Genomic DNA, 25,255 nt, shown 5'->3' on the forward strand with positions numbered 1-25,255 from the left:
TTCCGAATCGAGAATGCGAATATGCTCACAAGCCCTTTAAATATATTAACAATTCCTTAACATGACCTATCAATTCAGATAAGATATTGATTTAATGAGATTCAAAGTCTCGCAATACACGCCATATCGCTGCCTTAATTCGCTTTTGCTTGCGCAGTTTTTGCAAGCACATTCGTGGTGTTTCAAATGATCTACGGAATTTCTGTTCACAGAGAGGTTCCGTTGCTCCATGTCAACTTTGGAAACAGATGTGTAACATCGCGTGAGATCGGGCTTTCAACGCCTGTTTCGACCGTCCCAATGCGAATCGGACGAGCCCGATCTGCGCTTCACAACGCTTCGCCGCAAGCAAAAACGGTCCACCACGAGAGCCGTGACGGACCGGATAAGTTCAATTCCTGAAACTGTGGATGACAGAGTCGATCAGCCGAAAGAATAACCGGCGCCGCGGACCGTGCGGATCAGATCAAGTGCGCGACCGACATTGATTGCCTTGCGCAACCGTCCGACATGAACGTCCACAGTGCGATCGTCCACATAGATATCCGGTCCCCAGACCCCATCGAGAAGCTGGCTTCGCGAGAAAACACGACCAGGCGACATCATGAAATATTCGAGCAGGCGGAATTCCGTCGGCCCAAGGCGAACTTCCTTTTCCTTGCGATAGACACGATGCTGCTGGCGATCGAGAACAAGATCGCCCACTTTCAGCACGTGAGAAAGAATGCTTGGATTGGACCGGCGCAGCATCGCCTTGACGCGCGCCAGAAGTTCCGGCGTCGAAAATGGCTTCACGACATAATCGTCCGCGCCGACACTCAAGCCGCGAACACGTTCGCTTTCCTCGCCGCGCGCCGTCAGCATGATGATCGGCAGACGCTCCGTTTCGGGCCATTGACGCAGGCGGCGGCAAAGCTCGATGCCCGATACGCCCGGCAGCATCCAGTCCAGAATGAGCAGATCCGGCACGTTCTCGCGCAAGGCGATTTCGGCCTCGTCGCCGCGCAGCATCGTATCGACCTGGTAGCCCTCTGCCTCGAGATTGTAGCGAAGCAGAACGCTCAGCGCCTCTTCGTCTTCTACCACAGCGATTTTGGGTGCCTGTGACATCCAGTATTTCCCTATCCAAATTCGGCGGGCGGTGGATACAATCCCCCAATCGACCGCGTGCCGCCGCGCTATTCACTCATTCTCAAACGCCGGACCGAAGTTCGGCCGGCTGTGGTTCAGGGTTTACGCGCCTCATCCACGACTATGCCGTGGCTCAGGTCTTCCTTGGGTCGTTCGGCCGGCATTTGCAGGCCGGTCACGATGTAATAGACGGTCTCCGCGATGTTGGTCGCGTGATCGCCGATGCGCTCGATATTCTTCGCGCAGAACAGAAGATGCGTGCAGGCGGAAATATTGCGCGGATCCTCCATCATGTAGGTAAGCAGTTCGCGGAACAGTGACGTGTACATGGCGTCAATCTCGTCATCGCGATCGCGAACGACATTGATCTGCTGCACCGAGCGCGACGCATAGGCGTCGAGCACATCCTTGAGCTGGGTCAGCGCCAGTTCGGCCAGGGTTTCAAGACCGCGATAAAGCTTTACCGGCTGGCGTGATTCAGAAACGGCAGCCACGCGCTTGGCAATGTTCTTGCCCAGATCGCCGACGCGCTCCAGATCGGCGGAGATGCGGATCGAGCCGATGATTTCACGCAGGTCCACAGCCATGGGCTGACGCTTGGCAATGATCATCACGGCCTTATCGTCAATCTCGCGCTCACTGGCATCGAGGATGAGATCGTCGGAGATAACGCGTTGTGCAAGCGCATTGTCCGCATTGACGATAGCGGCGACCGACTGCTCGACCATACGTTCCGCATGTCCGCCCATTTCGGCGATCTTATGGGTGAGAAACTTCAATTCCTCATCGTAGGAGCGAACGGTATGCTGAGACGGCATAGTAGACCTCGTAATATAAATTGCGGGGAAGCCGCACTGTCTATCTGTTTGAGCGCAGTTCCGGATTAGCCGAAACGTCCGGTAATGTAGTCCTGCGTGCGCTTTTCGGTGGGTGCGGTGAACATGGTTTCCGTGTCGCCCACTTCGACCAGATTGCCGAGATGGAACATGGCAGTGCGCTGCGAAACGCGGGCGGCCTGCTGCATGGAGTGGGTGACGATCACGATCGTATAGTTCTGGCGCAGTTCGTCGATCAGCTCCTCCACCTTGGCGGTAGCAATCGGGTCGAGCGCCGAGCACGGTTCGTCCATGAGGATGACTTCCGGGCTCACTGCAATCGCGCGCGCAATGCAGAGGCGCTGCTGCTGGCCGCCGGAAAGGCCAGTGCCCGCATCGTGCAGACGATCCTTCACTTCCTCGAACAAGCTCGCCTTCTGCAGGCTCGTCACGACGATTTCCTCCAGATCGGCCTTGGTACGGGCCAGACCGTGAATGCGCGGGCCGTAGGCGACATTTTCATAAATCGACTTCGGAAACGGATTCGGCTTCTGGAACACCATGCCAACGCGGGCGCGCAGTTCGACGACATCGATCTTCGGATCGTAGATGTCCTCATTGTCGAGCGTGATCTTGCCGCCGACCTTGCAGCCTTCGATCGTATCGTTCATGCGATTGAGCGAACGCAGGAAAGTAGACTTGCCACAACCGGAGGGGCCGATCAGCGCCGTGACCATCTGTTCCTGGATATCCAGATCGACGTCGAACAGCGCCTGCTTCTCGCCATAAAATACGCAGACCTTGTCGCCGCGCATCTTTATGGAATTGGCGTTGGCGTTCATTTTTTCTCCTACGGCTTTTTCGAGAGATCGTTCAGTCATCAGATTCATAGCTTTCGACTCCCGTTTTACCAGCGGCGCTCGAAGCGGCGGCGCAGAATGATTGCTGCAATATTCATCACGGCAAGGAACAGAAGCAGGACAATGATAGCGCCTGACGTGCGTTCCACAAAGGCGCGTTCTGCTTCATTTGCCCACATATAGATCTGCACCGGAAGAGCAGTCGACGGGTCCATCGGCGTCGACGGTACGTCAGCGACGAAAGCCACCATGCCGATCAGCAGGAGCGGTGCGGTTTCACCAAGCGCGTGGGCAAGACCGATGATCGTGCCGGTCAGGATGCCGGGTGCGGCGAGCGGCAGGACATGGTGGAACACCATCTGCGTTTTCGACGCGCCAAGGCCAAGAGCTGCGGCGCGGATGGAAGGCGGCACTGCACGAAGAGCGGCGCGCGTTGCTATGATGATAGTGGGAAGCGTCATCAGCGTCAGCACCAGACCGCCGACCAATGACGCAGAACGCGGCAGGCCGAAGAAGTTGATGAAGACCGCAAGTCCAAGCAGACCAAACACGATGGACGGAACCGCTGCCAGATTGTTGATGTTCACCTCAATCATATCGGTGAACCGGTTTTTCTTGGCGAACTCTTCCAGATAGATCGAAGCAGCAACGCCGATAGGCAGCGACAGGCCAAGAACGATCAGCATCATGTAGAGCGAACCGACCAGCGCAACGCCAAGACCAGACGTCTCCGGACGGCTGGAAGCACCGAAGGTGAAGAGACCGGTGTTGAAGGCCTCCTTCATCACGCCTTCTTCCGAAAGCGTCTTCATCCAGCCAACCTGACGGTCCGAAACCTTGCGGCTCGTCTCTGGCACGGAAAGGTCAATCTGCCCCTTGAAGGCGGAATCGATGTCGGCGCCAGCCAGAACCGGAACGGTCTGTGTCGTGCCGATAAGCGATGGATTGTCCATCACCATTTTGCGCAACTGAATGCGCACCCCGTCCGAATAGAAACGGCCCAGATCGCGCATTGCCGGACGGTCTGTCGTGGCAACACCCAGCTTTTCAGCCAGCGCATTGCGCACCAGCAGCGGATAGTTGGCCCTGATCAGCACATTCGGATCGGTTGCGCGCTTGTTGCCCGGATCGATGATCTGCTCGTTGAGCTTGACCGGCAGATAAAGCGTCGTCTGCCAGAAGGCCGTATAGCCCTTGGAAAAGACAGAAAACAGGAGCGCGCAGAGGAAGAACACGCCGATGGAAATCGCTGCAATACCGTAGTAGCGGAAGCGACGTTCAGCGGCATAGCGACGCTTGATTCCGATATCGCGGCGTGCCGGTCGTACCGTCGTACCGCTGGTGTTGAGGGTCGTATCGGTCATTATTCGTACTGCTCCCGGTACTTGCGCACGATATGCAGCGCAAAGATATTCATAATCAGCGTCAGGACGAAAAGCGTGATGCCGAGCGCAAATGCCACCAGCGTTTGCGGCGAGTTGAACTCAAGGTCACCGGTGAGCTGGTTGACGATTTTCACCGTAATGGTGGTCATCGCCTCGAAGGGGTTGATGTTGATACGGGCCGCAACGCCTGCTGCCAGAACCACGATCATGGTTTCACCGATGGCGCGGGATGCAGTCATCAAAAGCGCACCGACGATGCCGGGCAAAGCGGCCGGAAGGATCACGCGCTTGATGGTTTCAGAGCGGGTTGCACCGAGACCGAGCGAACCGTCGCGCAACGTCTGCGGCACGGCGGTGATGATGTCATCGGAAAGCGACGACACGAACGGGATCAGCATCACACCCATCACGAGACCTGCAGTGAGAACGCTCTGCGCCATGATAAAGCCCTGCCCTCCTGCAATGGCAATCGAAAGATCGCGCAGGAATGGCCCGACAGTCACAAGAGCGAAGAAGCCGTAGACGATGCTGGGAATACCGGCCAGAAGTTCGAGGACCGGTTTTACAATCGTGCGCACTCTTGGTGACGCATATTCTGCCATATAGATGGCCGAAAACAATCCGACAGGAACCGCGAACAGCATGGCCACAAGCGCGATATAGAGCGTGCCGGCCAGAAGCGGAATGAGACCGAACTGGCCTGTTTCGCCACCTGAACCGGCAGCGGCAAAGCGTGGATCCCACACTGTGCCGAAGAAGAATTCCCACGGCGAAACGGATTGGAAGAAGCTGATGGTCTGGAACAGCATCGAGCAGATGATGCCCACGGTCGTCAGGATGGCGATGCCTGATGCTGCGATCAGGCCCCAGAGAACGATCCGCTCGACATTGTTGCGCGCGCGCATGCGGCGGCTGATCGTGGAAAGGCCGAAGATCAGGCCTGCAACGGCGATCACCAGGGAAACAGCGGAACCGATGGTGTGCGTCAGTGCTGTTGCCTTTTTCAGGTAAAGCGCGATCGGCACCATGTAGTCCTGGCCTTCGGTCGCGAGCGCCACGCCCTTGGATGCCAGAAGTGTGCGGGCATCCTGATAATTCGGCGGGAAGCTTTCCAGTTCGGCAGGCGTCAGCCGGTCAAGCCCGTTGGCGAGGCCGCGCACCATGCCAAGCTGCAGGCTGCGATTGGTGAAAGAACCGCCCTCGACGGCGTCCGGCAGACGCGCGGTCGCACTGTGATCGAGATAAACCGACGTTCCAACGGCCCAAACAGCGAGGAACAGAACTGCAGGCAACGCAGAAACGAGGAAAACCCACCAACCATGATAATGCGGGCGGGAATGCATTTTCTCGGTCCGCGAGGCTTGCGCGGAAGCAGACTGGATCTTGTCCAGTGCAATAGCCCGCTGGCGGCCTATGAAGAATCCAATCAGCCCGATTGCAACGATACTGACGAGAACCAGAAAGAAGGACATTCAATTTCCCCGGTTGCCCTGATAATTTGGACCAGCAGCAGGTGCAGCGTCCACCCTTATGCCGTTCCACGCGGATGCGCCTGTCTTAGTACAAAGGCGCGAAAGGAGAAGAACGCGGAGATTTGTCATCCCCGCGTTCCACAGATTAAAACTTACTTCGCAGCCATCGTCTTGCCGTCGGTGAAGGCAGCGCGCTGTGCTTCACGTTCTGCATCCGGAGCCGGAACCAGACCGTATTCGGCGAGCGGGCCGTCAGGACCGATCATCTGGTCGTTCAGGAAGAACTCAACATATTCCTTGAGACCCGGGATAACGCCGAGGTGAGCCTTCTTCACGTAGAAGAACAGCGGGCGCGACACCGGATACTCACCCGAAGCGACGGTTTCAGCCGACGGCGTGATGTCGTTGACGGTGGCAACCTTCAGCTTGTCGGCATTGTTTTCGAAGAAGTAGAGGCCGAAAATGCCAACGCCGGTCTTGTTGGAGTCGATGCGGGCCAGAGTTTCGGCATAGTCGCCGTCGATGTCGACAGCCTTGCCGTCCTTGCGCACTGCGATACAGGCGGAGGCGGCAGCCTTGTCATCGAGACCGGCCTTCTTGATTTCATCCAGAGCGCCGGAGTGCTTGCAGCCGTCGGCGAGAACTTTTTCCTCGAACACTTCACGGGTGCCGTGCTTTTCGCCCGGGATATAGGCAGCGATGTCCCAATCCGGAAGGTTCGGGTTGACCTGGTTCCACTTGGTGTTCGGATTGTCGACCAGCTTGCCGTCGACAACAACCTTGGCGGCCAGAGCCTTGTAGACATCTTCCGGCTTCAGCTTCCAATCCGGACCCTTGGCGTCGGTCGCGAAGACGATACCGTCATAGCCGAAACGAACTTCCTGAACGTCCTTGACGCCCGCGTCGATGCAGGACTTCAGTTCCGAGTCCTTCATGGCGCGCGATGCATTGGCGATATCGATGGTGTTTTCACCGACGCCCTTGCAGAATTCCTTGATGCCTGCACCCGAACCGCCCGATTCAACAACCGGCGTCTTGAAATTCGGGAAGGTTTCACCGAACGTTTCAGCGACGATCTTTGCGTAAGGCAGAACGGTCGAGGAACCGGCAACCTGAATCTGATCGCGCGCCTGAGCGGCCGAAACCGACATAACGGCAGCGATGGCAAGCGCTGCTGTCGAGGAAATCATCTTGTTCATGAGCTGCGGCTCCTGTTGTAAAAGACATATGACGATGTGGCGTCGTTAGCCCTCTACGCGCTCTATATTACATTCATATGACACTATTGTTACAGGTTTGTATCAGAGCCGCTTGCCAGTGATTTTGTGGGGTTTTTGCCAGTCCTTGAACGGGCAAAGATTTCAGGCTCTAGAAATGCGGCAAACGCGCACCGAGAGCCTCTATGCCGGAGACATCGACATTGGCGAAGGCAAAGCGCAGAAATGCCTCCTGCTCCTCACCGAAGAACCGGCCCGGCAAGGTGACGATGCCAAGCGACTTTGCAAGACGTTCGGCAACCTCGACGGACGAGACATCCGGATAGGGATGACGAACGAAAGCGAAATAGGCTCCAACCGCCTCTACATGCCAGCCTTCGATATTGGACATGACAGACCGTAATGCAGAGGCGCGCCTTCCAATCTCACCGCGATTATCGTCACGCCAGCCGGTTAAGGGTTCGATGGCGCGCGCGACAGCAATCTGTGGCGCACGGCTTGCGCATATCTGCAAATTGTCCATGACTTTTGCGACATTCTCGACCATCGCCTCACCCGCGACAATCGCACCAAGCCGGTGCCCCGGAATGCAGAATGATTTTGAAAAGCTGTAAAGCTGGATCAGATGCGATGGCCAGTCCGCCTCGTCAAAAAGACGATGCGGGGGCTCATTGGCGTCGGCCAGAAAATCACGATAGGTCTCATCGAGAATAAGCCAAGTCCCATTGTCGCGGCAAAGCCGATAAATCTCGGACAAAAGCCCGACTGGATAAATCGCCCCGGTTGGATTGTTGGGAGAAACGAGCGCCAGTGCCGCGATGCCCGGACGGAGCGCAGCCCGGACGTCCACCACACTGGGGATGAAACCATTCTCGGCATGGCAGGGCACCGAACCCGATGTGATGCCAAGCATTTCCAGCGATGAACGATGATTGAAATAGAACGGATCGGTGGTCAGCACCGTATCGCCACTTTGCGCCACACACATGATGGCGGCGATGAAGGCCTGATTACAACCGGATGTGATATGGACGTTGGCGGCATCGATCTGCGCGCGATAAAGCTGACCGACATGCGCCGCATAAGCCCCGCGCAAAACCTTTTCACCCTCAATCGGACCGTAACCGGCGGAAGCGACCGAGCCTGCCGCCTCGCCGAGAAAGCGCAGCATATCGGGATGCGGGGGATAGCCGGGGACTGCCTGCGACAGATCAATCAGCACGCCATGCGAACCATCATAGCCCCGCGCCCAGGCTTGTACCGCTGGAATGGGTGGTACGGAAAGACGATCGATCAGCGGATTAACGGCAGGCAAGGACATTGGCGGCTCCCATTTTTGTTAGCCACTCTTATCGTGAACGCTTGCATGGTTGAAGGTGTTAATCGCTTGGACGCGAAAGTACATAAGCAGCGGAACCAACCATGAAGACCGTAACAACTGTAGCCAGCAGCCAGCCGGGTTTCGCACCCCACCAGAACAGGCCATAACCGACCGTCATGCCGATACAGGCGTAAAGCTTCGCGCGCGGCGGGATGGCTCCACGCTCGCGCCATTTAATGACCAGCGGACCAAAACGCTGATCGGCAAGCAGACGCGCTTCAAGCTTCGGCGATGATCGCGCAAAGAACCACGCGGCAAAAATGATGAAGATCGTGGTCGGCATGACCGGCAGGAAGGCACCGATAATACCAAGCCCCAGCATGAGGAAACCAAGACAAAGATAGAGTATCCGCTTACCTGTTGAAATTGCGGGTGAAGCGGTTTCGATCCTGTCTTTTTCCGGGTGATCCTGCATGGCGTTCCGTCGTCTGATCCGCACGCTTATAGCAGGAATTTCGCGCTTTCGTGCAGGTTCACAGCAGTCAAAGAAACGTCATCGCACCGTCACTCAACCCCTGTGGATAACTTCCGAGCCTTGGTAAGAATTTATGAAACACAGTCATAAATTGCAATCTGCCCCCAAAATGCCTTATTTCGTCAACTTTGGCACAATACCCCAAAACTTGCCATACAAATAGAAATTGCAATTCGGAGATGCCAGACCGGCAACCAGCCAAGCAGCTTTTCTTGCAATCAGCACGCGAAAACAAGGCATAGCAAAGGCTTGCCGCAGATTCCTAACGAATCGTAAATGATTTTACAGCAACAAAGCTGAATCTTTCCTAATATTCCTTGGCTATGCTTATGTCTTTAAGTAAACAACGCTCAGTATAGGATGATTTTCCCGAAGCGATATAGATTCAGTTATCGTACAATGTTCTCATTCGAACCACGCCAGCGCCACATTTAGATTCCAGTTCGCAACTGTCTTTCTCAGCAACAACTGTGGGACACCCCGTTAACAACTAGTGGATCTGGCATGACTTTCAAGACCCGTATGGCTATGCTTGCCGTTGCGGCAACCGGTCTTCTCGCGGCCACCGCAATCGAGGCTTCAGCACAGCAATGCGGCGGTGCCTCCTGGTACGCCCTCACTTCCCGCACGGCTTCGGGTGAACGTATGAACCCGTCCGGTCTGACCGCAGCGCACCGCACCCTGCCACTTGGCAGCAAGGTCAAGGTTACCAATCAGAGAAACGGCAAGTCGCTCGTCGTGCGTATCAATGATCGCGGCCCGTTCATCAAAGGGCGCGTCCTCGACCTGTCGAAGGGTGCCGCGGGCCGTCTCGGCTTCATCGGCGCAGGGCACACCAAGGTCTGCTTCACGCCTCTGTGATTTCAGCGAGGATTCACCCGGCTGCTGGATTTATTTTCGATCCAGCCGATCGGTGAACCAGCGGGTCAGCTTGATCCAGACCTCGTCCTTTTCGGCGGCATCCTCGATCCCATGTTCAAGATTGGGATTGTCGTTGACCTCGATCACCACCACGCCATCGTCCGTTTCCTTCAGATCGACGCCATAAAGTCCGTCGCCGATACAGCGCGCCGCACGCAGCCCGGTTTCCAGAACCGGTGGCGGCGCATCTCCCAGGGCGTAGGAACGAAATCCGCCTTCCAGCGGCTTGCCGCCTGTATCATGCTTGACGATCTGCCAGTGGTTCTTCGCCATCATATATTGGCAGATGAAAAGCGGTTTGCCATCGAGAACGCCGACACGCCAGTCGAACTTCGTCGGCATATATTTCTGTGCCAGCAGAAGATCGCTATCCTCCAGCCATAAAGTGGCAAGCGCTTTCAGCTCGGCAAAATCCTTTACCTTCTTCACGCCGCGCGAAAATGACGAATCCGGTATCTTGATGACCATTGGAAAATCGAGCGTGTCGGCAGCCCGCTCCAGATCCTCCTCGCCCGCAATCATCACCGTTGGCGGAACTGCCACATCGTTGGCCTGCATTAATTCGTGCAGATAAACCTTGTTGGTGCAGCGGATCATGGAAATCGGATCATCGATCACCGGCATGTTTTCCTGCTGCGCCCGCCGGGCGAAACGGTAGGTATGATTGGAGATCGACGTCGTCTCGCGGATGAACAGTGCATCATAATTGGCAAGGCGCGGCAGATCGCGCTTGCCGATCGGTTCCACTTCCACACCAAGCCGCGCCGCGATCCTCGCCCAGTGCTTCAACGTCGAGACTGTCGATGGCGGCATAGCTTCCTTCGGATCGCACAGCGTCGCGAAGGAATAGCGTGCCGGAACCTTTGGGCGTGCCGCACGCCACTCGCGCTGTGTATAACGATCAAGCGCCTCTTCGAAGCGTTCCTTCTGGGCTTTGGAGAACTTGGTGATATTCGCAAAGGCGATCTTCTGGATCCGCGCCCATTCACCCGGCTTGACGGTGACTTCCAGCGAGGGAGCGCGGAACCAGTCGAAGAGCAGCCGGCCAAAGCGCTCAAAATCAGGATTTTCGGCAAGGCCGAAATGCACATGGATCATTTCCGGTGCTTTTTCCGGATGCTTGCCAAGCGCCTTGTTCAGCATGTCTTCGAGCTCGGGAATGGCGTTTTCATAAAGCCGCCGTTCCGACAGATCGATCATGGTTTCCACAGAGGGAATGATGCGATGCCCCCGCGCTTCGGCCAGAAGTGAAGCGTAATAGCCGCGGCTCTGATAGGCGTAGGAGCGCGACAGGTTGATGATGCGCGGGCGCAATTGTCCGTTGAACAGCGCGGGATGCGCGAGATAGTCGCGCGTGGTCATGACCTTGTGCGGCGTCGCCCCATTATCGATATCCGAGAGGCGCCCTACCAGAATGACGCAGATCGTCATCAGTCCGTCCTTTTTTCCAGAATAACGGCTGCCCTGAGCCCATCACTGCCGAACCGTGCGATGCGGTCGAAAATATGGAAGGGAACAGGGACGTTTGCAGCATCGGCGATGGTTTCGCCGAGCTCTTCCTCCACCCAAGGGTCATGAATGAGAATGTGCCGCCCGTCTTCACCATGGGCAAGCACCCAGTGCGGCACTTTCTTGCCGAACATAAGATAGCCGCTGACCAAGACGATCACTGCCGCCCCGCGGCGCAGAGCGTCCAGAATGTCGTGCAGCGTGAAGCCACGATAGTCCACCGCGATGGCATAGGCTTCCGTACGCTGGCGAAAGTCTGTCTGGGCCAGTTGCATGATCTTGCGCTTTTCTTCCGAGCGCACCGATTGCAGGAAAAGCATGTCCTCGATGGATACGATGATCGACGCTTTCAGACCGCGCTCATGCGCAGCGACCGCAAGTCCGAAAGGCTCGCAACCGCCCGGCCCCGACATCATATAGATCGTCGTCGCATCGCGCCAAAGACGGACTTCCAGCACGGGATCGAGCCGCGTCTCCCGATTGTGTCGGGCAAGCACCATCATCAGGCAAGCTGCACCGCAGGTAAAATCGGTCGTCTGCTCGTAATAAGGGAAGGCTGTGACCGGTGAAATGTCACCGCGAACCGTCTTTTCGAAACGCAGCGCATCCGAATGATCAGCGTAGTAGTCGAGATAACGCCCGATGGGGCGATAGCCGTGCCGCTTGTAGAGCGCGATGGCGCGTTCATTATCCTCGCGCACTTCCAGCCGCAGCAATGGACGGTCGTGGTCGTAAGCTGCCGTTTCCGCCGCCTGCAGCAGAAGAGAGCCGACACCCTTGACCTTGGCCTCCGGGTCGACGGCTATCGAGTAAAGCCTTGCAAGCGCAGTGCCATGACGAAACAGGATCATCGCATAGCCGATGACGGTCCCTTCCATTGTTGCAACGATGGTTTCTGCGGTCGGTCGCGCGATGAGGGCGCGAAATGAACGGCGGGAAATCCGGTCTGTCTCGAAACAGCGCTCTTCGATGCGCAGGAGCGCATCTATGTCGTCTGCCGTGGCCTTGCGCGTCGTTGCGCCCGTCATCTTTTGGCCTTTGCAAAGGGATCGTTACGATCCGGTCGAACACCAACAATTGGCTTATTCGAGGCAAAAGACAAGCGCCCGGACCGTGGCAAAATTATGAGTGATTTTCACCGCCCAATCCGCTTCGAAAAGCTTACAAATTCAACCAGTAATTGCATTTTTTAAGAATACCCTCATTAACCATTAATTAAGAAGTCGGGCGGCCCCGAGGCGAACTGAATTGACTCCGGAGTATTTCAGCCATTAACGTTTCGTTAATAAATGAGTAAATGGCGAAAGCCAAAGGGCGTTGAGTATGTTTTGCGTTGTTCGCTCGACCACAAAGATTATGGCAGCCGCCGGTTTCGCTGCTTCGCTGCTGATGGCAAGCTTTGGTGCACAAGCCGCCTCCGGCGACTTCATGCAGACCGGCAAGCTGACCTCGCAGCCGATCGGACATTATGAATTCTGCAAGCGCGAAGCCAAGGAGTGCGGCATTACCAGCCGTGACACCCGCGCGCTGCAGCTCAACCATTCGAACTGGCAGCGCATCGTCGAGGTCAATCTTTCAGTCAATGAAAGCATCAAGCCGATGACCGACATGGAAATCTACGGCGTCGAGGAATACTGGGCTTACCCGACGACCGTTGGTGACTGCGAAGATTACGTATTGCTGAAGCAGCGTGAATTGCAGAAGGCAGGCATCCCGATTACCGATCTTCTGATTACTGTCGTTCGCAAGCCGGACGGCGAAGGCCATGCGGTCCTCACCGTTCGCACGGATCGTGGCGACTTCGTTCTCGACAATCTGACTGACGAAGTCATGCGCTGGAACGAGACGGATTATACCTATCTGAAACGTCAGGCCGCCAATGATACCGGTCGCTGGGTCACGATCGAAGGCCCGGACAATCTTCTCGTCGGCGCAGTGCACTGATATCGAAACGTCCCGATTGATTTTGAAGACGGTCCCGGAATGTGTTATTCATTCCGGGTCTAAAAAGGAGAGGTCGGTGCGGTTAGCCCGATCCCCGTTGCAAAGCGGGCCCTGGCCTTCGCAATTGCTTTCATTTCGGCATATGCGTCGAGTCCCTTGACCTTCCACTCCGATGCAATGGTGCATTGGAGAACAAAGGTCTTGGTCATGAAACAGCAAATCTCCGTCATTACACTTGGTATCGCCGATCTTGAGCGCTCGCGTCGCTTCTACGCCGAGGGTTTCGGCTGGGTGCCCGTTTTCGAGAATGACGAAATCATCTTCTACCAGATGAACGGTTTCGTTCTCGGAACCTTTCTGAAGGCCTCCCTCGAAGTCGATATGAACCGCGGCGGTCTTCTGCAGCCCGGCGCATTTTCCCTGGCGCACAATGTGGAACAGAAGGCGGATGTTGCGCCGCTGATAAACCGGCTGGTTGAAGCCGGCGGCAAACTGTTGCGGTCTGCCGATGCACCGGTCCACGGCGGCTTTCGTGGCTATGTCGCCGATCCCGACGATCACGCCTGGGAAATTGCCTGGAACCCCGCCTGGGCCATCGACGAGACTGGCTTGGTAACATTCGGAATATGAACCCGATGAGATGACGACAGGGCGCTTTTCGCGCCCTGTGGTTCATAAAGATGCGACTATTGGGGACCTCATGACAAAAATCTATTTCATCTCGCATCCGGAAGTGGTGATCGATCCCGCAAAGCCTGTTCCGTCATGGAGCCTGTCGGAGCGTGGCATTGAACGCATGCATTTCTTTGCCAGCCAGCCAGAGCTGCAATCGATCACCTCGATCTGGTCCAGCAGCGAAACAAAGGCTATTGAAGCGGCTGAAATTCTAGCTGGCGCATTGGGACCGAGCCCATCAACGGACCACCGCTTTAACGAGATCGACCGCAGCGCCACCGGCTTCCTACCTGCCGAACAACACGAGATTGTCGCCGACCAATTCTTTTCAGCGCCTGAAACGAGCATTCGTGGTTGGGAGCGGGCCATTGATGTGCAAAGGCGCACCGTAGAAGGTTTCGAAGCAGTGAAACGACCGACAGCCTCCGGGAATATCGCTATTGTCGGCCATGGCGGTGCCGGGACGATCCTTCTTTGCCATCTGGCCGGACTTCCGATCAGCCGCCAGTATGACCAGCCCTTTCAGGGGCATTACTGGTGCTACTCATGCGAAGACAATGCCATCCTCCATCACTGGGTGCCGATAGCGCCACGCTGACTACTCTGCCCCCAGTTCAGGCTGCAGAAACCAGCCTCTCCGCGCCCATGCGATAGGATATGGCGCTGGCCAGATGGATGCGGCCGACTTGGTCGCTCCCATCCAGATCGGCCAGCGTGCGGGCGACCTTCAGAATGCGATGATAGGCGCGGGCGGAAAAACGCATCTGCTCGCTTGCGTCGCGCAAAAGCTTGAGACCGGCTGCATCCGGCTCGGCGACTTCCTCTATCAGCTTCGCCGAACAATAGGCGTTGGTCATGGACGGTTCCAGACCACGCGCGGAATAACGCGCGGTTTGGATTGCGCGGGCACGGGCGACGCGTTGCGCGACCGTCTCGCTCGATTCCGATCGGGATGGCTTGATGAGATCGAAGGCGGAGACAGCAGGCATGTCCACACGCAAATCGATACGGTCGAGAAGTGGGCCTGAAATGCGCGCCTGATAGTCGGACTGGCAACGGGGTCCGCGTGCGCAGACATGGCCGGGTTCACCGGCCATGCCGCAACGGCAGGGATTCATGGCCGCTATCAGTTGAAAACGCGCTGGATAGCTGGTGCGATGATTGACGCGAGCGATGAGGCATTCGCCGGTTTCCAGCGGCTGGCGCAGCGAATCCAGAACCTGCGGCGAAAACTCCGGAAACTCGTCTAGAAACAACACGCCGCTATGCGCAAGCGATACCTCGCCGGGCCGCGCACGCAGCCCGCCGCCAACCATTGCAGCCATCGAGGCCGAATGATGTGGCGCTCGGAACGGCCGGCGATCTGATAGTTTTCCACCCGAAAGTTCACCTGCTATCGAGGCGATCATCGACACGTCCAACAACTCGCGCGGGGAAAGGCGGGGCAGAATGGATGGCAATCGCTGGGCAAGCATGGACTTGCCTGATCCCGGCGGCCCGACGAGCAGCAGATTGTGATTGCCCGCAGCCGCGATTTCAAGCGCACGCTTGGCGGTTTCCTGTCCCTTTATGTCGGCAAGATCGAGTTCCGTTTCACCGGAAATCCGCATGGATGGTTCCGGCCGGGTCAGGACCTGTGTGCCGCGAAAATGATTGGCAAGGGCGATCAGACTGCGCGGAGCAAGGATATCGATGTCAGCACCCGCCCAGGCTGCCTCCGGCCCGCAGGCATAAGGACAGATGAGCCCTTTCTCGTCCCGGTTCGCGCCGATTGCAGCAGGCAGGACACCTGCCACCGATGTGATCGAGCCGTCCAGTGACAGTTCGCCCAGAACGAGATAGGACTGGATCGCATCCGCCGGAATGGCGCCGATTGCCGCCATAAGCCCGACAGCAATGGGCAAATCATAATGCGACCCTTCCTTCGGCAGATCGGCAGGCGCCAGATTGACCGTCACCCGCTTGGTCGGCATCGACAAGCCAGAAGCATGCAATGCCGCTTGCACACGCTCACGGCTCTCCGCCACGGCTTTGTCTGGCAGGCCGACGATGGACATGCCCATCTTACCCGGCGCAACCATTACCTGCACATCGACAGGCACAGCCTCTATACCTTGAAATGCAACCGTTCCAACCCGCGCGACCATGTGCCCCCGCTCGCCACGCACCACATCTCTTAAGTGAGTAAATCCTCAAATACAACTTAGAGAGTTAAGCACGGACGAGCGGCAAGTTCAAGAACGTTAGGAGAACAAATTAACGCTTGGCTTCGACCGCGTCCCAGAACAGGGCTGCAATATTGGTTCCGTCAAAGCGCTGGATTTCGCGGATACCGGTTGGAGAAGTGACATTGATTTCGGTCATGTAGTCACCGATCACATCGATGCCGACCAGAATGAAACCACGCTCTTTCAGTGATGGGCCAATACGCTCGCAAATCTCGCGTTCACGCGGCGTGAGTTTGCTCTGTTCGGCACGCCCACCGACATGCATGTTGGAACGGGCATCAGTTTCCGAAGGCACGCGGTTAATTGCGCCGACAGGTTCGCCATCGATCAGGATGATGCGCTTGTCACCAGCGCGCACGTCTTTCAGATAGCGCTGTGCAATGAAGGGCTCCCTGAAGAGCTGACCGAACATTTCCAGAAGCGAGGTGAGGTTACGGTCACCATCGGCAAGATGGAAGACACCCGCACCGCCATTACCGTAAAGCGGCTTCAAAATGATGTCGCCAAACTCGCGACGGAAATCCATGACTTCCTGCGGATCCTTGGTGATCAGCGTTTCCGGCATCAGGTCAGGAAACTCCGTCACGAAGATTTTTTCCGGGCTGTTGCGCACCCATGCCGGATCGTTGACCACCAGTGTTTTCGGGTGAATCCTCTCCAGAAGATGGGTGGTGGTGATGTAGTTCATGTCGAAGGGCGGGTCCTGACGCAGAAGCACCACATCCATTTCCGACAGATCACGGCGCACCGCTTCGCCCAGTGTGTAGTGATCACCCTTGACGTCGCGCACTTCCATTTTTTCGACACGGGCGGAAACGACGCCATCGCGCATTGAAAGTCGGTCGGGCGTATAATGATAAAGCTCATGACCGCGTTTCTGCGCCTCGAGCGAAAGGGCGAATGTGGTATCGCCGGTAATGTTCACCGTGCTGATATGGTCCATCTGGACCGCGACTTTGAGAGCCATGATTTCCTCGCGATTCGAAGTTGCGGGAAATCTAAAACGGAATGATCAGGCAACATAGTCCTTTCTCTCAATCCGCCTTGGACATCGGCTGTGCTTTTCCAATGTGTGAAGTTCAACTGGATCGGCTTTCATCCGTTGTCTATGCTGGCTGTAATCGGTTCGGCCGTTTCGGGAGGAAAAATTGACCGTCGTTAAAACTACCTTGTTTGCTGATCATGTAGCGCAACTCGGCGAAGGCCCCGGCTACGATCCTCTGAGCGGAAACGTTTGGTGGTTCGACATCGTCGGCCAAAAACTGATCGAGAAAAACTGGGACAGCGGCGAAATCCACGTTCACGCACTCGGCATGAAAGCCAGCGCCCTTGCCGTCATCGATCGCGACCGGCAGTTGATCGTCAGCGAGCATGGATTGTTCATTCGCGAGCGCTCCAATGGGCGATTATCCCTTCATCATCCGCTTGAAGCCGATAATGAAATCACCCGCTCCAACGATGCGCGCGTACATCCATCGGGATCGTTCTGGATCGGGACAATGGGCAAAAAGGCCGAGGCCGACGCAGGCTCGATCTGGTGGTATCGCGAGGGCCAGGTAATAAAGCTTTTCTCCGGCATTACGATCACCAATTCGATCTGTTTTTCTCCCGACGGAAAAATCGCCTATTTCGCCGATACGGATCGCAATATCATCTGGCGGGTCGACACTGATCCAGAAACCGGTTTGCCGATATCGGACAAAAGCGTCTTCCATCATCGCGTCGAAGACGGCGGTGTCGATGGCTCGGTTGTCGATGCGGAAGGTACGCTGTGGAATGCCTGCTGGGGCGGCTGTGCGCTCAATGCCTATTCACCGCAGGGGCGACTGATCCGTTCGATTTCGCTGCCTGTCCGGCAGCCTTCCTGCCCGGCATTCGTCGGGCCGGATGCAACGGTGATGATCGTGACGAGCGCCAATGAAGGGCTTGATGAAGAGGCACGCCGTTCAGACCCTCATGCTGGGAAGGTGCTGCTGCTTGATCTCACGCTTGCCGGGCGGCACGATCCGCCGGTCCGGCTTTAGAGCGCAATGAAAAAGGGCCCTTCCGGGGGCCTTATGATTTCAAACACCTTCGACGATCATGATCTCACCGTCGGCAACTGTCTGGCGGATCGCCTTCGCCGCCTGATATTCCGGCGAATTGTAGCAATCGAGCGCGTGTTGCATGGTCTCGAATTCGATGATCACATTGCGAGCGCGGCCCTGCCCCTCGACCGCCTCAGCCTTGCCGCCGCGCGCGATGAAATTTGCACCATAACGCTCAAACGCCGGTTTTGCGGTCGAAACATAGTCCTTGTATCGCTCGGGATCACGGACATCGACACGGGCAATCCAGTAGGCTTTCGTCATATTCTCTCCTCCGAGTTCTTTCACGCAACCGAGCGCATTTCGTCGAGAATGGCAAGGGCTGCTGCTTTGCGATCAACCGCACCGACAATCGGGCGGGCAACGACCAGATGGCTGGCGCCGGCCTTCAAGGCGTCGGCAGGGGTCATGACCCGTTTCTGGTCGCCGACTTCTGCACCTGCCGGACGAATGCCAGGCGTCACTATGGCCATGTCAGGTCCCACTGCCTGACGAATGGCTGCCGCTTCGGCGGCCGAAGCAACGATGCCGCCCATACCCGCCTCGCGCGCCTGCCGGGCGCGTTTCAGCACCAGCGTTTCCGCATCGTCAGAATAACCGGCTTCCAGCAGGTCGCCATTGTCCATCGAGGTCAGAACCGTCACGCCCAGAAGGCAGAGGTCCGATCCCTTTGCTGCTTCGACCGCTGCCCGCATCGCTTTCGGATAAGCATGCAGGGTGAGCATGGAAACACCCATCTTCGCAACATTCTCAACGCCCTTTGCAATGGTGTTGTCGATGTCGAGCAGTTTCATGTCGAGGAAGACTTTCTTCTTCGCCGCGACAAGGCTCTTTGCAAAGTCGAGACCGCCCGCAAAAACCAACTGATAACCGATCTTGTAGAAAGAAACAGTATCGCCCAGCTCTTCGACGGCCTTCTCAGCCTCGGCAATGGTCGGCACGTCGAGGCCCACGATCAAATGATCGCGCAAATGTGTCGTCGTCATGAGAGTCTCCGTGGTGATTTTTACTCTCTTCGCACAACAATGCCCGATACGAAAGATGACGGTGTGGCGAATCCGAAATTCGTATCACTTTAGAGCCGTGTTACGAAAGAAAAGGTATCAGCTTTTTGCCTCTTCCACCCGCTCGATAAGACTGCGGCAGACGGCAGAGAGCATTCTGGCGCTGCGCTCTTCTTTCAATGTTCCGTCCTCGTTGAACGCTGCGGATGCATGCCCCACCGAGCATTGCTCGGTGACGATCTGCACGCCGACATTCATCAGAACCGCACGCAAATGGTAAAGTCCGCGCATCCCGGCGAACATGCCGTCAGAACTGGAGCACAGGCCGACCGTCAGACCGGCATAGGGCTTGAACGGCCTGTCCCCGTCCCTGGAAATGCGGCTCACCCAATCGATGGTGTTTTTCAGAAGTGGCGGGATCGAGGCGTTATATTCCGGCGAGCAGATCATCAGCCCGTCCTGTTCCGCGAACAGGCGCCCGAGGCGCATGGCGTTCTCGGGAACGCCATGCTCATTCTCCAGATTCTGATCCATGATCGGCAGCGGATAATCGGCAAGTGTGATGCGCGTGACCTGCGCACCCTGCACCTGCAGTTCCTTTTCAGCAGCATCCGCCATATAGCCGGAGAAAGCGCCTATGCGAACTGAACCCGCAAAAACGAGAATACGTGCGGTCATACCGGAACTCCGCAATGAAAAATCTAGACCAACGGACTGCGATAAACCCAAAGCTGCGCCGGAGGCACGTTCCGCACCACGAAATCATAGTGCTGGACAATATAATTGCCGCGCCCAGCGGGAACCGGCGGCAAGGGACCATAGGTGATCTGTATCAGCGGACGTCCGCGCGGAACACGCGAAAGCAGGCTTTCCACCAGCTTAATGCGCTGATCCATCGGGAAATTGAGCATCGGCACAGCAGAAATGATGCAGTCGAATTTCTGGTCCTTCTTCTCGCCCAGCGCAGTGTCGAGATCGAATGCATCACCCTGAATGATATTGACCTCCGGAAAGGCCGTATTCAGGTGATCCACGAAGTCCTGCGAATATTCGATGGAATAAAGGTCGGCCGGTTTGACGCCCTGTTTCAGGATCGCCTTGGTGATAACACCTGTGCCGGGTCCAAGCTCCAGAACCGGAAGGCCGGAGCCGGTGTCGATGACGCTTGCCATGCGGCGCGCGGTAATGGAGCTCGTCGGCAAAATAGCGCCGACCGCTTTCGGCCCGTCTATCCATCCCTTGAAAAAACGGATCTCCTCATCGAACTTAGCGGCCAGTTTCCTGCCGAGCTGTCCTGCCATGCTTGCTGCTCCCATTGTCGTTATTGGACAAGTTTATGCCGCTTTGAATTCCCTAAGCAAGGCGGGAATAAGGAAAAGAACAAAAAAGGGAGCCCAAAGGCTCCCTTTATTACTCTCCGATACCTTCGAAGAACTCTTTCATCCTTGAGAAGAACCCCGCTGATTTCGGGCTATTCTCCTGCGAGGAAAGTTTTTCGAACTCTTCCAGCAGTTCACGCTGGCGTTTGGACAGGTTCTGCGGTGTCTCAATGTCGATCTGGATATAAAGATCGCCTACCGCAGCCTGTCGCAAAACCGGCATGCCCTTACCCTTGAGGCGGAACTGCTTGCCATTCTGCGTGCCGTCCGGAACTTTGACCCGCGTCTGTGTGCCATCGAGTGTCGAAACTTCGAACTGGCCGCCAAGGGCTGCCGTCGTCATCGAGATCGGCACCTTGCAATAAAGGTCGGAGCCGTCGCGCTGGAAAAACTCATGCGGCTTGACCGACAGGAATATATAAAGATCGCCCGACGGGCCACCGCGTGTTCCAGCTTCGCCTTCGCCTGCGAGACGAATACGGGTGCCATCTTCGATACCAGCCGGGATGTTGACCGAAAGCGAGCGCTCTTGCGTCACACGGCCCTGACCATGGCACTTGCCGCAAGGGTCCTTGATGATCTGTCCGCGACCGTTACAGGTCGGGCAAGTACGTTCAACCGAGAAAAAGCCCTGAGCAGCGCGAACACGGCCCGAACCCGAACACATTGTACAAGTGGTCGGCTGGGAACCGGCTTTTGCGCCGGAGCCAGAGCATTCGTCGCAAGTGATGGAGGTCGGAACGCGGATTTGCGCAGTCTTGCCGGAATAGGCTTCTTCCAGCGTCACTTCCATATTGTAGCGCAGATCGGCGCCACGCTCGCGTCCACCATTGGAGCGACGGCGACCACCGCCCATCATCTCGCCAAAAATATCTTCGAAAATATCGGCAAACCCACCGGCCCCACCGAAACCACCACCGCCAAAGCCGTTGCCCATGCCACCATTTTCAAAGGCTGCATGACCGAAACGGTCATAGGCTGCGCGCTTCTGCGGGTCTTTCAGCGTTTCATAGGCTTCGCCGATTTCCTTGAACTTGCGTTCAGCTTCCGGATTATTCGGATTGCGGTCCGGATGGTACTCCATGGCGAGCTTGCGAAAGGCGGTTTTGAGCACCTTATCGTCTGCAGTTCGCTCCACACCCAGAGCTTCGTAGTAGTCGATCTTCATCAGTTCGTTATCCCGGCGACAGGAACGCGCCTTTTGCTTTCACGGACATCGTATCCCGAAACCGGTCCCCAGATTCGTGCGACACGCCCCGAAGCGTTCAACACTTGTCAGGGGCCAGCGTTTCCAATTGTTCATTTATCGAAGCACCATCCGACACACTATGTCGGAGCAACACTCCGGGTTCCAGCATCAACACCCACTTTGCCCGAAACCGTCTCATGCTAATCAAGATGTATGCAGGCCAGAGCGACTTTTCAAACAGAAGCTGATTTTCCCGATACTTCCATCGGTCTTTTCACTGACACCGGCCAACATGCAGGCTTATACAAAACCTGCGAATATGAACATCTCAAAAATTGGCAAAAGCCCGGGGCAGGGCCCCGGGCTTGAGCGTATTGAGCCTAGAATTACGACTTCTTCTTGTCGTCGTCGATTTCTTCGTAATCGGCGTCGACAACATCGTCGTTCGAAGCCGCCTCTTCGCTACCGCCGGCAGCGCCGGTTTCAGCAGCCTGAGCGGCTTCATACATGGCCTGCCCGAGCTTCATCGAAGCTTCGGCGAGTGTCTGAGACTTGGCCTTGATATCCTCGGCATCGTCGCCTTCAAGCGAGGTCTTGAGGCTTGCGAGCGCATCCTCAATGGCCTTCTTGTCGTCAGCCGAAACCTTGTCGCCATATTCGCCCAGCGACTTTTCGGTCGAATGAACGAGGCTTTCGCCCTGGTTCTTGGCTTCAACGGCATCGCGACGCTTCTTGTCGGCTTCAGCATTCGCCTCGGCGTCCTTGACCATCTTTTCGATGTCGGCATCGCTCAGACCACCGGATGCCTGAATACGGATCTGGTGTTCCTTGCCGGTGCCCTTGTCCTTGGCCGTCACGTTGACGATACCATTGGCGTCGATGTCGAAGGTCACTTCGATTTGCGGCACGCCACGCGGTGCGGGCGGAATGCCGACGAGGTCGAACTGGCCGAGCATCTTGTTGTCGGCAGCCATTTCACGCTCGCCCTGGAAAACGCGGATCGTCACAGCCGACTGGTTGTCCTCGGCGGTGGAGAAGGTCTGCGACTTCTTGGTCGGGATCGTGGTGTTGCGCTCGATCAGACGAGTGAACACGCCGCCCAGCGTTTCGATACCCAGCGAAAGCGGGGTCACGTCGAGCAGCAGAACGTCCTTGACGTCGCCCTGCAGAACACCTGCCTGAATTGCCGCGCCCATGGCGACGACTTCATCAGGATTGACGCCCTTGTGCGGTTCCTTGCCGAAGAAGGCCTTTACGACTTCCTGAATCTTAGGCATGCGGGTCATGCCGCCAACCAGAATCACTTCGTCGATTTCGCCAGCCTTGAGACCGGCATCCTTCAGCGCTGCCTTGCAAGGCTCGATGGTGCGCTGGACGAGATCGTCTACCAGGCTTTCGAACTTGGCACGCGACAGCTTGATGGCAAGGTGCTTCGGACCGGTCTGGTCAGCCGTGATGAACGGCAGGTTGACTTCGGTCTGCTGCGACGACGACAGTTCGATCTTGGCCTTTTCGGCAGCTTCCTTGAGACGCTGCAGAGCGAGCTTGTCGTTCTTGAGGTCGATGCCGCTTTCCTTCTTGAACTCGGAAACCAGGTATTCGACCAGACGCATGTCGAAGTCTTCACCGCCGAGGAAGGTGTCGCCGTTGGTCGACTTCACTTCGAAGACGCCGTCGCCGATTTCGAGCACCGACACGTCGAAGGTGCCGCCGCCAAGATCATAAACAGCGATGGTCTTGCCTTCGTTCTTGTCGAGACCGTAAGCGAGTGCAGCAGCAGTCGGCTCGTTGATGATGCGCAGCACTTCGAGACCGGCGATCTTGCCGGCATCCTTGGTTGCCTGGCGCTGAGCGTCGTTGAAGTAGGCCGGAACGGTGATAACCGCCTGCGTGACCGTTTCGCCGAGGTAAGACTCAGCGGTTTCCTTCATCTTCTGAAGGATCATCGCAGAAACCTGCGACGGGGAATATTTCTTGCCGTGGACTTCAACCCAGGCATCACCATTGTCGCCCTTGACGATCTGGTAAGGAACCAGGTCCTTGTCCTTGGTAACCATCGGGTCATCAAAGCGGCGACCGATCAGGCGCTTGACCGCAAAAATGGTACCTTCCGGATTGGTGACGGCCTGACGCTTTGCAGGCTGACCGATGAGACGTTCGTCACTATCGGAGAACGCAACGATCGAAGGGGTTGTACGCGCACCTTCGGCATTTTCGATGACCTTCGCGTTTTTACCGTCCATGACGGATACGCAGGAGTTGGTCGTTCCCAGATCGATACCAATAACTTTAGCCATATTTCTCTCCATTCAGCAAACCGCCAAGACCTCTACCGAGCGTTCCACGGGCGGTTCCTATAGGTTTCACAATGCTTGCTTCCAGATGCACGTCCAGACACCGAACCGGTTTCTGGCCTGACATCAATGCCCTGTGCGTGGCGTATATAAGAAACGCGGTTTTTTACTGCAAGTCACAAGAGCCACGCTAATGCAGATTCCACACCCGGAAACCCTGACAGGGGCCGTTCACTGTACAAAATAGGGGCCGCAGCACAACATAGTGCGCACCGGCCATCATACCATAGTCGATCCACCGTCTTTTGCCGCACGATAGATCGCGTCGATGAATTTCTGGTTCGCTTTCGAATTTTCAAGCGAGAAAAGCCGCGCATCCTTGTCGCCGCGTGCCACGCGCGCAAAGCTTTCGGCCTGAAGTTGATAATGATTGGCGTCGCCGAACGACCATTCCGTCGCCTTCGTATGACCGGCATCGAAAAGCGCGATGCTGCCATGACCGTATTTGCCGGTATTGAACGGTGCATAAACCTCGATGAAGCCTTTGTCGCCGTGGAAAACCATCGTCTGGCGAGCGCCAAGCTGCGTGGCGACATAGAAGGTCAGGTCGAAGCCGTCGAACCGGGCTGAAACATTGGCATAACGATCCGTGCCAAAGGCCGGGTCATATTCGATCGACGCCTGGACCGATACGGGTTCCTGGCCGGTGACCATGCGGGTTACCACGGTCGGATAGACGCCAATGTCCGGCAGAGCGCCACCACCCAGTTCCGGTTGGTTGCGCATATTGTCCGGATCGACGTTGAAATAGGAAAAAGCGCCCTGCACATGGCGAAGCCGGCCGATAGCGCCTTCGGCCAGAAGTTCCTGCAACTTGATCCATTGCGGGTGGTAGTAGACCATGAAGGCTTCGGCCAGCGTGACCTTATGCTTGTCGCGCGCTGCGATGAGCTGGTCGATATCGTCGGCCTTGAGCGCGATCGGCTTTTCACACAGAACATGCTTGCCCGCTTCGGCCGCCTTGAGGCTCCATTCGATATGCTGCGAGGTCGGCAGCGGTATATAGACGCCGTCGATAGCGTCGCTGGCCAAAAGTTCTTCATAGGAACCGAATGCCAGCGGTGCACCGAAACGGTCGGCGACGGCGCGTGCCCGCGACAGGTCGCGGCTTGCAATGGCATGAACAATGCCATTTTCGGACGCGCAAAGCGCTGGAATTACCTGCGTGACGCCAATCTTGGCAGTTGAAAGGATACCCCAACGAAACATGCTGTTCCCTCTTTCATTCA

Annotated in this window: 25 protein-coding genes; 5 read left to right on the forward strand and 20 right to left on the reverse strand. The window is 56.5% G+C overall.

Annotated features, from left to right (window positions below; translation table 11 throughout):
* Positions 1 to 423: 423 nt before the first annotated feature.
* From phoB to ACYSN1_RS07350, 8 genes are all read right to left on the reverse strand, one after another.
* A complete protein-coding gene (gene phoB / locus ACYSN1_RS07315; protein WP_105543056.1) occupies positions 424 to 1,110 on the reverse strand; it encodes a phosphate regulon transcriptional regulator PhoB in 687 nt (228 codons plus the stop codon).
* Positions 1,111 to 1,226: 116 nt separating this feature from the next.
* Positions 1,227 to 1,949: a phosphate signaling complex protein PhoU gene (gene phoU / locus ACYSN1_RS07320; protein ID WP_006468129.1), complete on the reverse strand. Its 723-nt coding sequence runs from the start codon at positions 1,947 to 1,949 to the stop codon at positions 1,227 to 1,229.
* Between the two features lie 65 nt (positions 1,950 to 2,014).
* The gene (pstB, locus tag ACYSN1_RS07325; RefSeq protein ID WP_461725029.1) at positions 2,015 to 2,788 is read right to left on the reverse strand and encodes a phosphate ABC transporter ATP-binding protein PstB; all 774 of its coding nucleotides are present in this window, start codon (positions 2,786 to 2,788) and stop codon (positions 2,015 to 2,017) included.
* Between the two features lie 65 nt (positions 2,789 to 2,853).
* Complete coding sequence (gene pstA, locus ACYSN1_RS07330; protein ID WP_461725030.1) at positions 2,854 to 4,170, reverse strand: phosphate ABC transporter permease PstA; 1,317 nt, start codon at positions 4,168 to 4,170, stop codon at positions 2,854 to 2,856.
* Positions 4,170 to 5,663 (reverse strand): phosphate ABC transporter permease subunit PstC, encoded by a 1,494-nt coding sequence (gene pstC / locus ACYSN1_RS07335; RefSeq protein WP_461725031.1) that lies wholly within the window; start codon positions 5,661 to 5,663, stop codon positions 4,170 to 4,172. Before pstC ends, pstA begins: the two co-directional genes overlap by 1 nt.
* 152 nt (positions 5,664 to 5,815) lie before the next feature.
* Positions 5,816 to 6,862, reverse strand: coding sequence for a PstS family phosphate ABC transporter substrate-binding protein (locus tag ACYSN1_RS07340; RefSeq protein ID WP_461725032.1), 1,047 nt, complete (start codon positions 6,860 to 6,862; stop codon positions 5,816 to 5,818).
* A gap of 169 nt (positions 6,863 to 7,031) precedes the next feature.
* Positions 7,032 to 8,195 carry an aminotransferase gene (locus ACYSN1_RS07345; protein WP_461725296.1) on the reverse strand — a complete coding sequence of 388 codons (1,164 nt, stop codon included), beginning with the start codon at positions 8,193 to 8,195 and terminating at the stop codon, positions 7,032 to 7,034.
* Between the two features lie 64 nt (positions 8,196 to 8,259).
* Positions 8,260 to 8,676, reverse strand: coding sequence for a YbaN family protein (locus ACYSN1_RS07350; RefSeq protein ID WP_461725033.1), 417 nt, complete (start codon positions 8,674 to 8,676; stop codon positions 8,260 to 8,262).
* A 564-nt stretch (positions 8,677 to 9,240) separates the two neighbouring features.
* On the opposite strand from ACYSN1_RS07350, the gene ACYSN1_RS07355 reads away from it, so the two are divergent.
* Positions 9,241 to 9,597, forward strand: coding sequence for a septal ring lytic transglycosylase RlpA family protein (locus tag ACYSN1_RS07355; protein ID WP_006468123.1), 357 nt, complete (start codon positions 9,241 to 9,243; stop codon positions 9,595 to 9,597).
* 30 nt (positions 9,598 to 9,627) lie between these two features.
* Here the strand turns inward: ACYSN1_RS07355 and ACYSN1_RS07360 are convergent, their stop codons facing one another.
* Complete coding sequence (locus tag ACYSN1_RS07360; RefSeq protein WP_461725034.1) at positions 9,628 to 11,088, reverse strand: RimK family protein; 1,461 nt, start codon at positions 11,086 to 11,088, stop codon at positions 9,628 to 9,630.
* Positions 11,088 to 12,194, reverse strand: a complete 1,107-nt coding sequence (locus tag ACYSN1_RS07365; RefSeq protein ID WP_461725035.1) for a peptidase C39 family protein — start codon at positions 12,192 to 12,194, stop codon at positions 11,088 to 11,090. Before ACYSN1_RS07365 ends, ACYSN1_RS07360 begins: the two co-directional genes overlap by 1 nt.
* Positions 12,195 to 12,489: 295 nt before the next feature.
* Here ACYSN1_RS07365 and ACYSN1_RS07370 point away from each other — a divergent pair, with 295 nt between their 5' ends.
* Positions 12,490 to 13,110: a transglutaminase-like cysteine peptidase gene (locus tag ACYSN1_RS07370; protein WP_461725036.1), complete on the forward strand. Its 621-nt coding sequence runs from the start codon at positions 12,490 to 12,492 to the stop codon at positions 13,108 to 13,110.
* Between the two features lie 59 nt (positions 13,111 to 13,169).
* Here the strand turns inward: ACYSN1_RS07370 and ACYSN1_RS07375 are convergent, their stop codons facing one another.
* Positions 13,170 to 13,319 carry a hypothetical protein gene (locus ACYSN1_RS07375; protein WP_461725037.1) on the reverse strand — a complete coding sequence of 50 codons (150 nt, stop codon included), beginning with the start codon at positions 13,317 to 13,319 and terminating at the stop codon, positions 13,170 to 13,172.
* Between ACYSN1_RS07375 and ACYSN1_RS07380 the strand changes: the two genes are divergently transcribed.
* Both ACYSN1_RS07380 and ACYSN1_RS07385 read left to right on the forward strand, forming a co-directional pair.
* Positions 13,318 to 13,740 carry a VOC family protein gene (locus ACYSN1_RS07380; RefSeq protein ID WP_461725038.1) on the forward strand — a complete coding sequence of 141 codons (423 nt, stop codon included), beginning with the start codon at positions 13,318 to 13,320 and terminating at the stop codon, positions 13,738 to 13,740. The genes ACYSN1_RS07375 and ACYSN1_RS07380 overlap by 2 nt on opposite strands.
* Positions 13,741 to 13,810: 70 nt before the next feature.
* A complete protein-coding gene (locus tag ACYSN1_RS07385) occupies positions 13,811 to 14,383 on the forward strand; it encodes a histidine phosphatase family protein (protein ID WP_461725039.1) in 573 nt (190 codons plus the stop codon).
* A 16-nt stretch (positions 14,384 to 14,399) separates the two neighbouring features.
* Here the strand turns inward: ACYSN1_RS07385 and ACYSN1_RS07390 are convergent, their stop codons facing one another.
* On the reverse strand, positions 14,400 to 15,932 hold the full coding sequence (locus tag ACYSN1_RS07390; protein ID WP_461725040.1) for a YifB family Mg chelatase-like AAA ATPase: 1,533 nt from the start codon (positions 15,930 to 15,932) through the stop codon (positions 14,400 to 14,402).
* A gap of 109 nt (positions 15,933 to 16,041) precedes the next feature.
* Positions 16,042 to 16,980: a glutathione synthase gene (gshB, locus tag ACYSN1_RS07395; RefSeq protein WP_461725041.1), complete on the reverse strand. Its 939-nt coding sequence runs from the start codon at positions 16,978 to 16,980 to the stop codon at positions 16,042 to 16,044.
* Positions 16,981 to 17,161: 181 nt separating this feature from the next.
* On the opposite strand from gshB, the gene ACYSN1_RS07400 reads away from it, so the two are divergent.
* Positions 17,162 to 18,037: an SMP-30/gluconolactonase/LRE family protein gene (locus tag ACYSN1_RS07400; protein ID WP_461725042.1), complete on the forward strand. Its 876-nt coding sequence runs from the start codon at positions 17,162 to 17,164 to the stop codon at positions 18,035 to 18,037.
* Between the two features lie 39 nt (positions 18,038 to 18,076).
* Here the strand turns inward: ACYSN1_RS07400 and ACYSN1_RS07405 are convergent, their stop codons facing one another.
* From ACYSN1_RS07405 to ACYSN1_RS07435, 7 genes are all read right to left on the reverse strand, one after another.
* Positions 18,077 to 18,364: a DUF1330 domain-containing protein gene (locus ACYSN1_RS07405; protein WP_105543043.1), complete on the reverse strand. Its 288-nt coding sequence runs from the start codon at positions 18,362 to 18,364 to the stop codon at positions 18,077 to 18,079.
* Positions 18,365 to 18,384: 20 nt separating this feature from the next.
* The gene (gene pyrF / locus ACYSN1_RS07410) at positions 18,385 to 19,086 is read right to left on the reverse strand and encodes an orotidine-5'-phosphate decarboxylase (RefSeq protein ID WP_461725043.1); all 702 of its coding nucleotides are present in this window, start codon (positions 19,084 to 19,086) and stop codon (positions 18,385 to 18,387) included.
* 117 nt (positions 19,087 to 19,203) lie between these two features.
* On the reverse strand, positions 19,204 to 19,782 hold the full coding sequence (locus ACYSN1_RS07415; protein ID WP_461725044.1) for an NADPH-dependent FMN reductase: 579 nt from the start codon (positions 19,780 to 19,782) through the stop codon (positions 19,204 to 19,206).
* A 23-nt stretch (positions 19,783 to 19,805) separates the two neighbouring features.
* Positions 19,806 to 20,405: a phospholipid N-methyltransferase PmtA gene (gene pmtA, locus ACYSN1_RS07420; RefSeq protein ID WP_140020581.1), complete on the reverse strand. Its 600-nt coding sequence runs from the start codon at positions 20,403 to 20,405 to the stop codon at positions 19,806 to 19,808.
* 109 nt (positions 20,406 to 20,514) lie between these two features.
* Positions 20,515 to 21,651 carry a molecular chaperone DnaJ gene (dnaJ, locus tag ACYSN1_RS07425; RefSeq protein ID WP_461725045.1) on the reverse strand — a complete coding sequence of 379 codons (1,137 nt, stop codon included), beginning with the start codon at positions 21,649 to 21,651 and terminating at the stop codon, positions 20,515 to 20,517.
* A gap of 407 nt (positions 21,652 to 22,058) precedes the next feature.
* A complete protein-coding gene (dnaK, locus tag ACYSN1_RS07430; protein WP_461725046.1) occupies positions 22,059 to 23,969 on the reverse strand; it encodes a molecular chaperone DnaK in 1,911 nt (636 codons plus the stop codon).
* A gap of 276 nt (positions 23,970 to 24,245) precedes the next feature.
* Positions 24,246 to 25,235, reverse strand: coding sequence for a Gfo/Idh/MocA family protein (locus ACYSN1_RS07435; RefSeq protein WP_461725047.1), 990 nt, complete (start codon positions 25,233 to 25,235; stop codon positions 24,246 to 24,248).
* Positions 25,236 to 25,255: the final 20 nt, after the last annotated feature.

It is taken from the genome of Brucella sp. LJL56 (assembly GCF_054871705.1).

Excerpts from the sequence above, each read along its gene's own strand:
- phoB (WP_105543056.1), bottom strand. The coding sequence starts at position 1,110 with ATGTCACAGGCACCCAAAATCGCTGTGGTAGAAGACGAAGAGGCGCTG.
- phoU (WP_006468129.1), bottom strand. The coding sequence starts at position 1,949 with ATGCCGTCTCAGCATACCGTTCGCTCCTACGATGAGGAATTGAAGTTT.
- pstB (WP_461725029.1), bottom strand. The coding sequence starts at position 2,788 with ATGAACGCCAACGCCAATTCCATAAAGATGCGCGGCGACAAGGTCTGC.
- pstA (WP_461725030.1), bottom strand. The coding sequence starts at position 4,170 with ATGACCGATACGACCCTCAACACCAGCGGTACGACGGTACGACCGGCA.
- pstC (WP_461725031.1), bottom strand. The coding sequence starts at position 5,663 with ATGTCCTTCTTTCTGGTTCTCGTCAGTATCGTTGCAATCGGGCTGATT.
- ACYSN1_RS07340 (WP_461725032.1), bottom strand. The coding sequence starts at position 6,862 with ATGAACAAGATGATTTCCTCGACAGCAGCGCTTGCCATCGCTGCCGTT.
- ACYSN1_RS07350 (WP_461725033.1), bottom strand. The coding sequence starts at position 8,676 with ATGCAGGATCACCCGGAAAAAGACAGGATCGAAACCGCTTCACCCGCA.
- ACYSN1_RS07355 (WP_006468123.1), top strand. The coding sequence starts at position 9,241 with ATGACTTTCAAGACCCGTATGGCTATGCTTGCCGTTGCGGCAACCGGT.
- ACYSN1_RS07360 (WP_461725034.1), bottom strand. The coding sequence starts at position 11,088 with ATGACGATCTGCGTCATTCTGGTAGGGCGCCTCTCGGATATCGATAAT.
- ACYSN1_RS07365 (WP_461725035.1), bottom strand. The coding sequence starts at position 12,194 with ATGACGGGCGCAACGACGCGCAAGGCCACGGCAGACGACATAGATGCG.
- ACYSN1_RS07370 (WP_461725036.1), top strand. The coding sequence starts at position 12,490 with ATGTTTTGCGTTGTTCGCTCGACCACAAAGATTATGGCAGCCGCCGGT.
- ACYSN1_RS07380 (WP_461725038.1), top strand. The coding sequence starts at position 13,318 with ATGAAACAGCAAATCTCCGTCATTACACTTGGTATCGCCGATCTTGAG.
- ACYSN1_RS07375 (WP_461725037.1), bottom strand. The coding sequence starts at position 13,319 with ATGACCAAGACCTTTGTTCTCCAATGCACCATTGCATCGGAGTGGAAG.
- ACYSN1_RS07385 (WP_461725039.1), top strand. The coding sequence starts at position 13,811 with ATGACAAAAATCTATTTCATCTCGCATCCGGAAGTGGTGATCGATCCC.
- ACYSN1_RS07390 (WP_461725040.1), bottom strand. The coding sequence starts at position 15,932 with ATGGTCGCGCGGGTTGGAACGGTTGCATTTCAAGGTATAGAGGCTGTG.
- gshB (WP_461725041.1), bottom strand. The coding sequence starts at position 16,980 with ATGGCTCTCAAAGTCGCGGTCCAGATGGACCATATCAGCACGGTGAAC.
- ACYSN1_RS07405 (WP_105543043.1), bottom strand. The coding sequence starts at position 18,364 with ATGACGAAAGCCTACTGGATTGCCCGTGTCGATGTCCGTGATCCCGAG.
- pyrF (WP_461725043.1), bottom strand. The coding sequence starts at position 19,086 with ATGACGACGACACATTTGCGCGATCATTTGATCGTGGGCCTCGACGTG.
- ACYSN1_RS07415 (WP_461725044.1), bottom strand. The coding sequence starts at position 19,782 with ATGACCGCACGTATTCTCGTTTTTGCGGGTTCAGTTCGCATAGGCGCT.
- pmtA (WP_140020581.1), bottom strand. The coding sequence starts at position 20,405 with ATGGCAGGACAGCTCGGCAGGAAACTGGCCGCTAAGTTCGATGAGGAG.
- dnaJ (WP_461725045.1), bottom strand. The coding sequence starts at position 21,651 with ATGAAGATCGACTACTACGAAGCTCTGGGTGTGGAGCGAACTGCAGAC.
- dnaK (WP_461725046.1), bottom strand. The coding sequence starts at position 23,969 with ATGGCTAAAGTTATTGGTATCGATCTGGGAACGACCAACTCCTGCGTA.
- ACYSN1_RS07435 (WP_461725047.1), bottom strand. The coding sequence starts at position 25,235 with ATGTTTCGTTGGGGTATCCTTTCAACTGCCAAGATTGGCGTCACGCAG.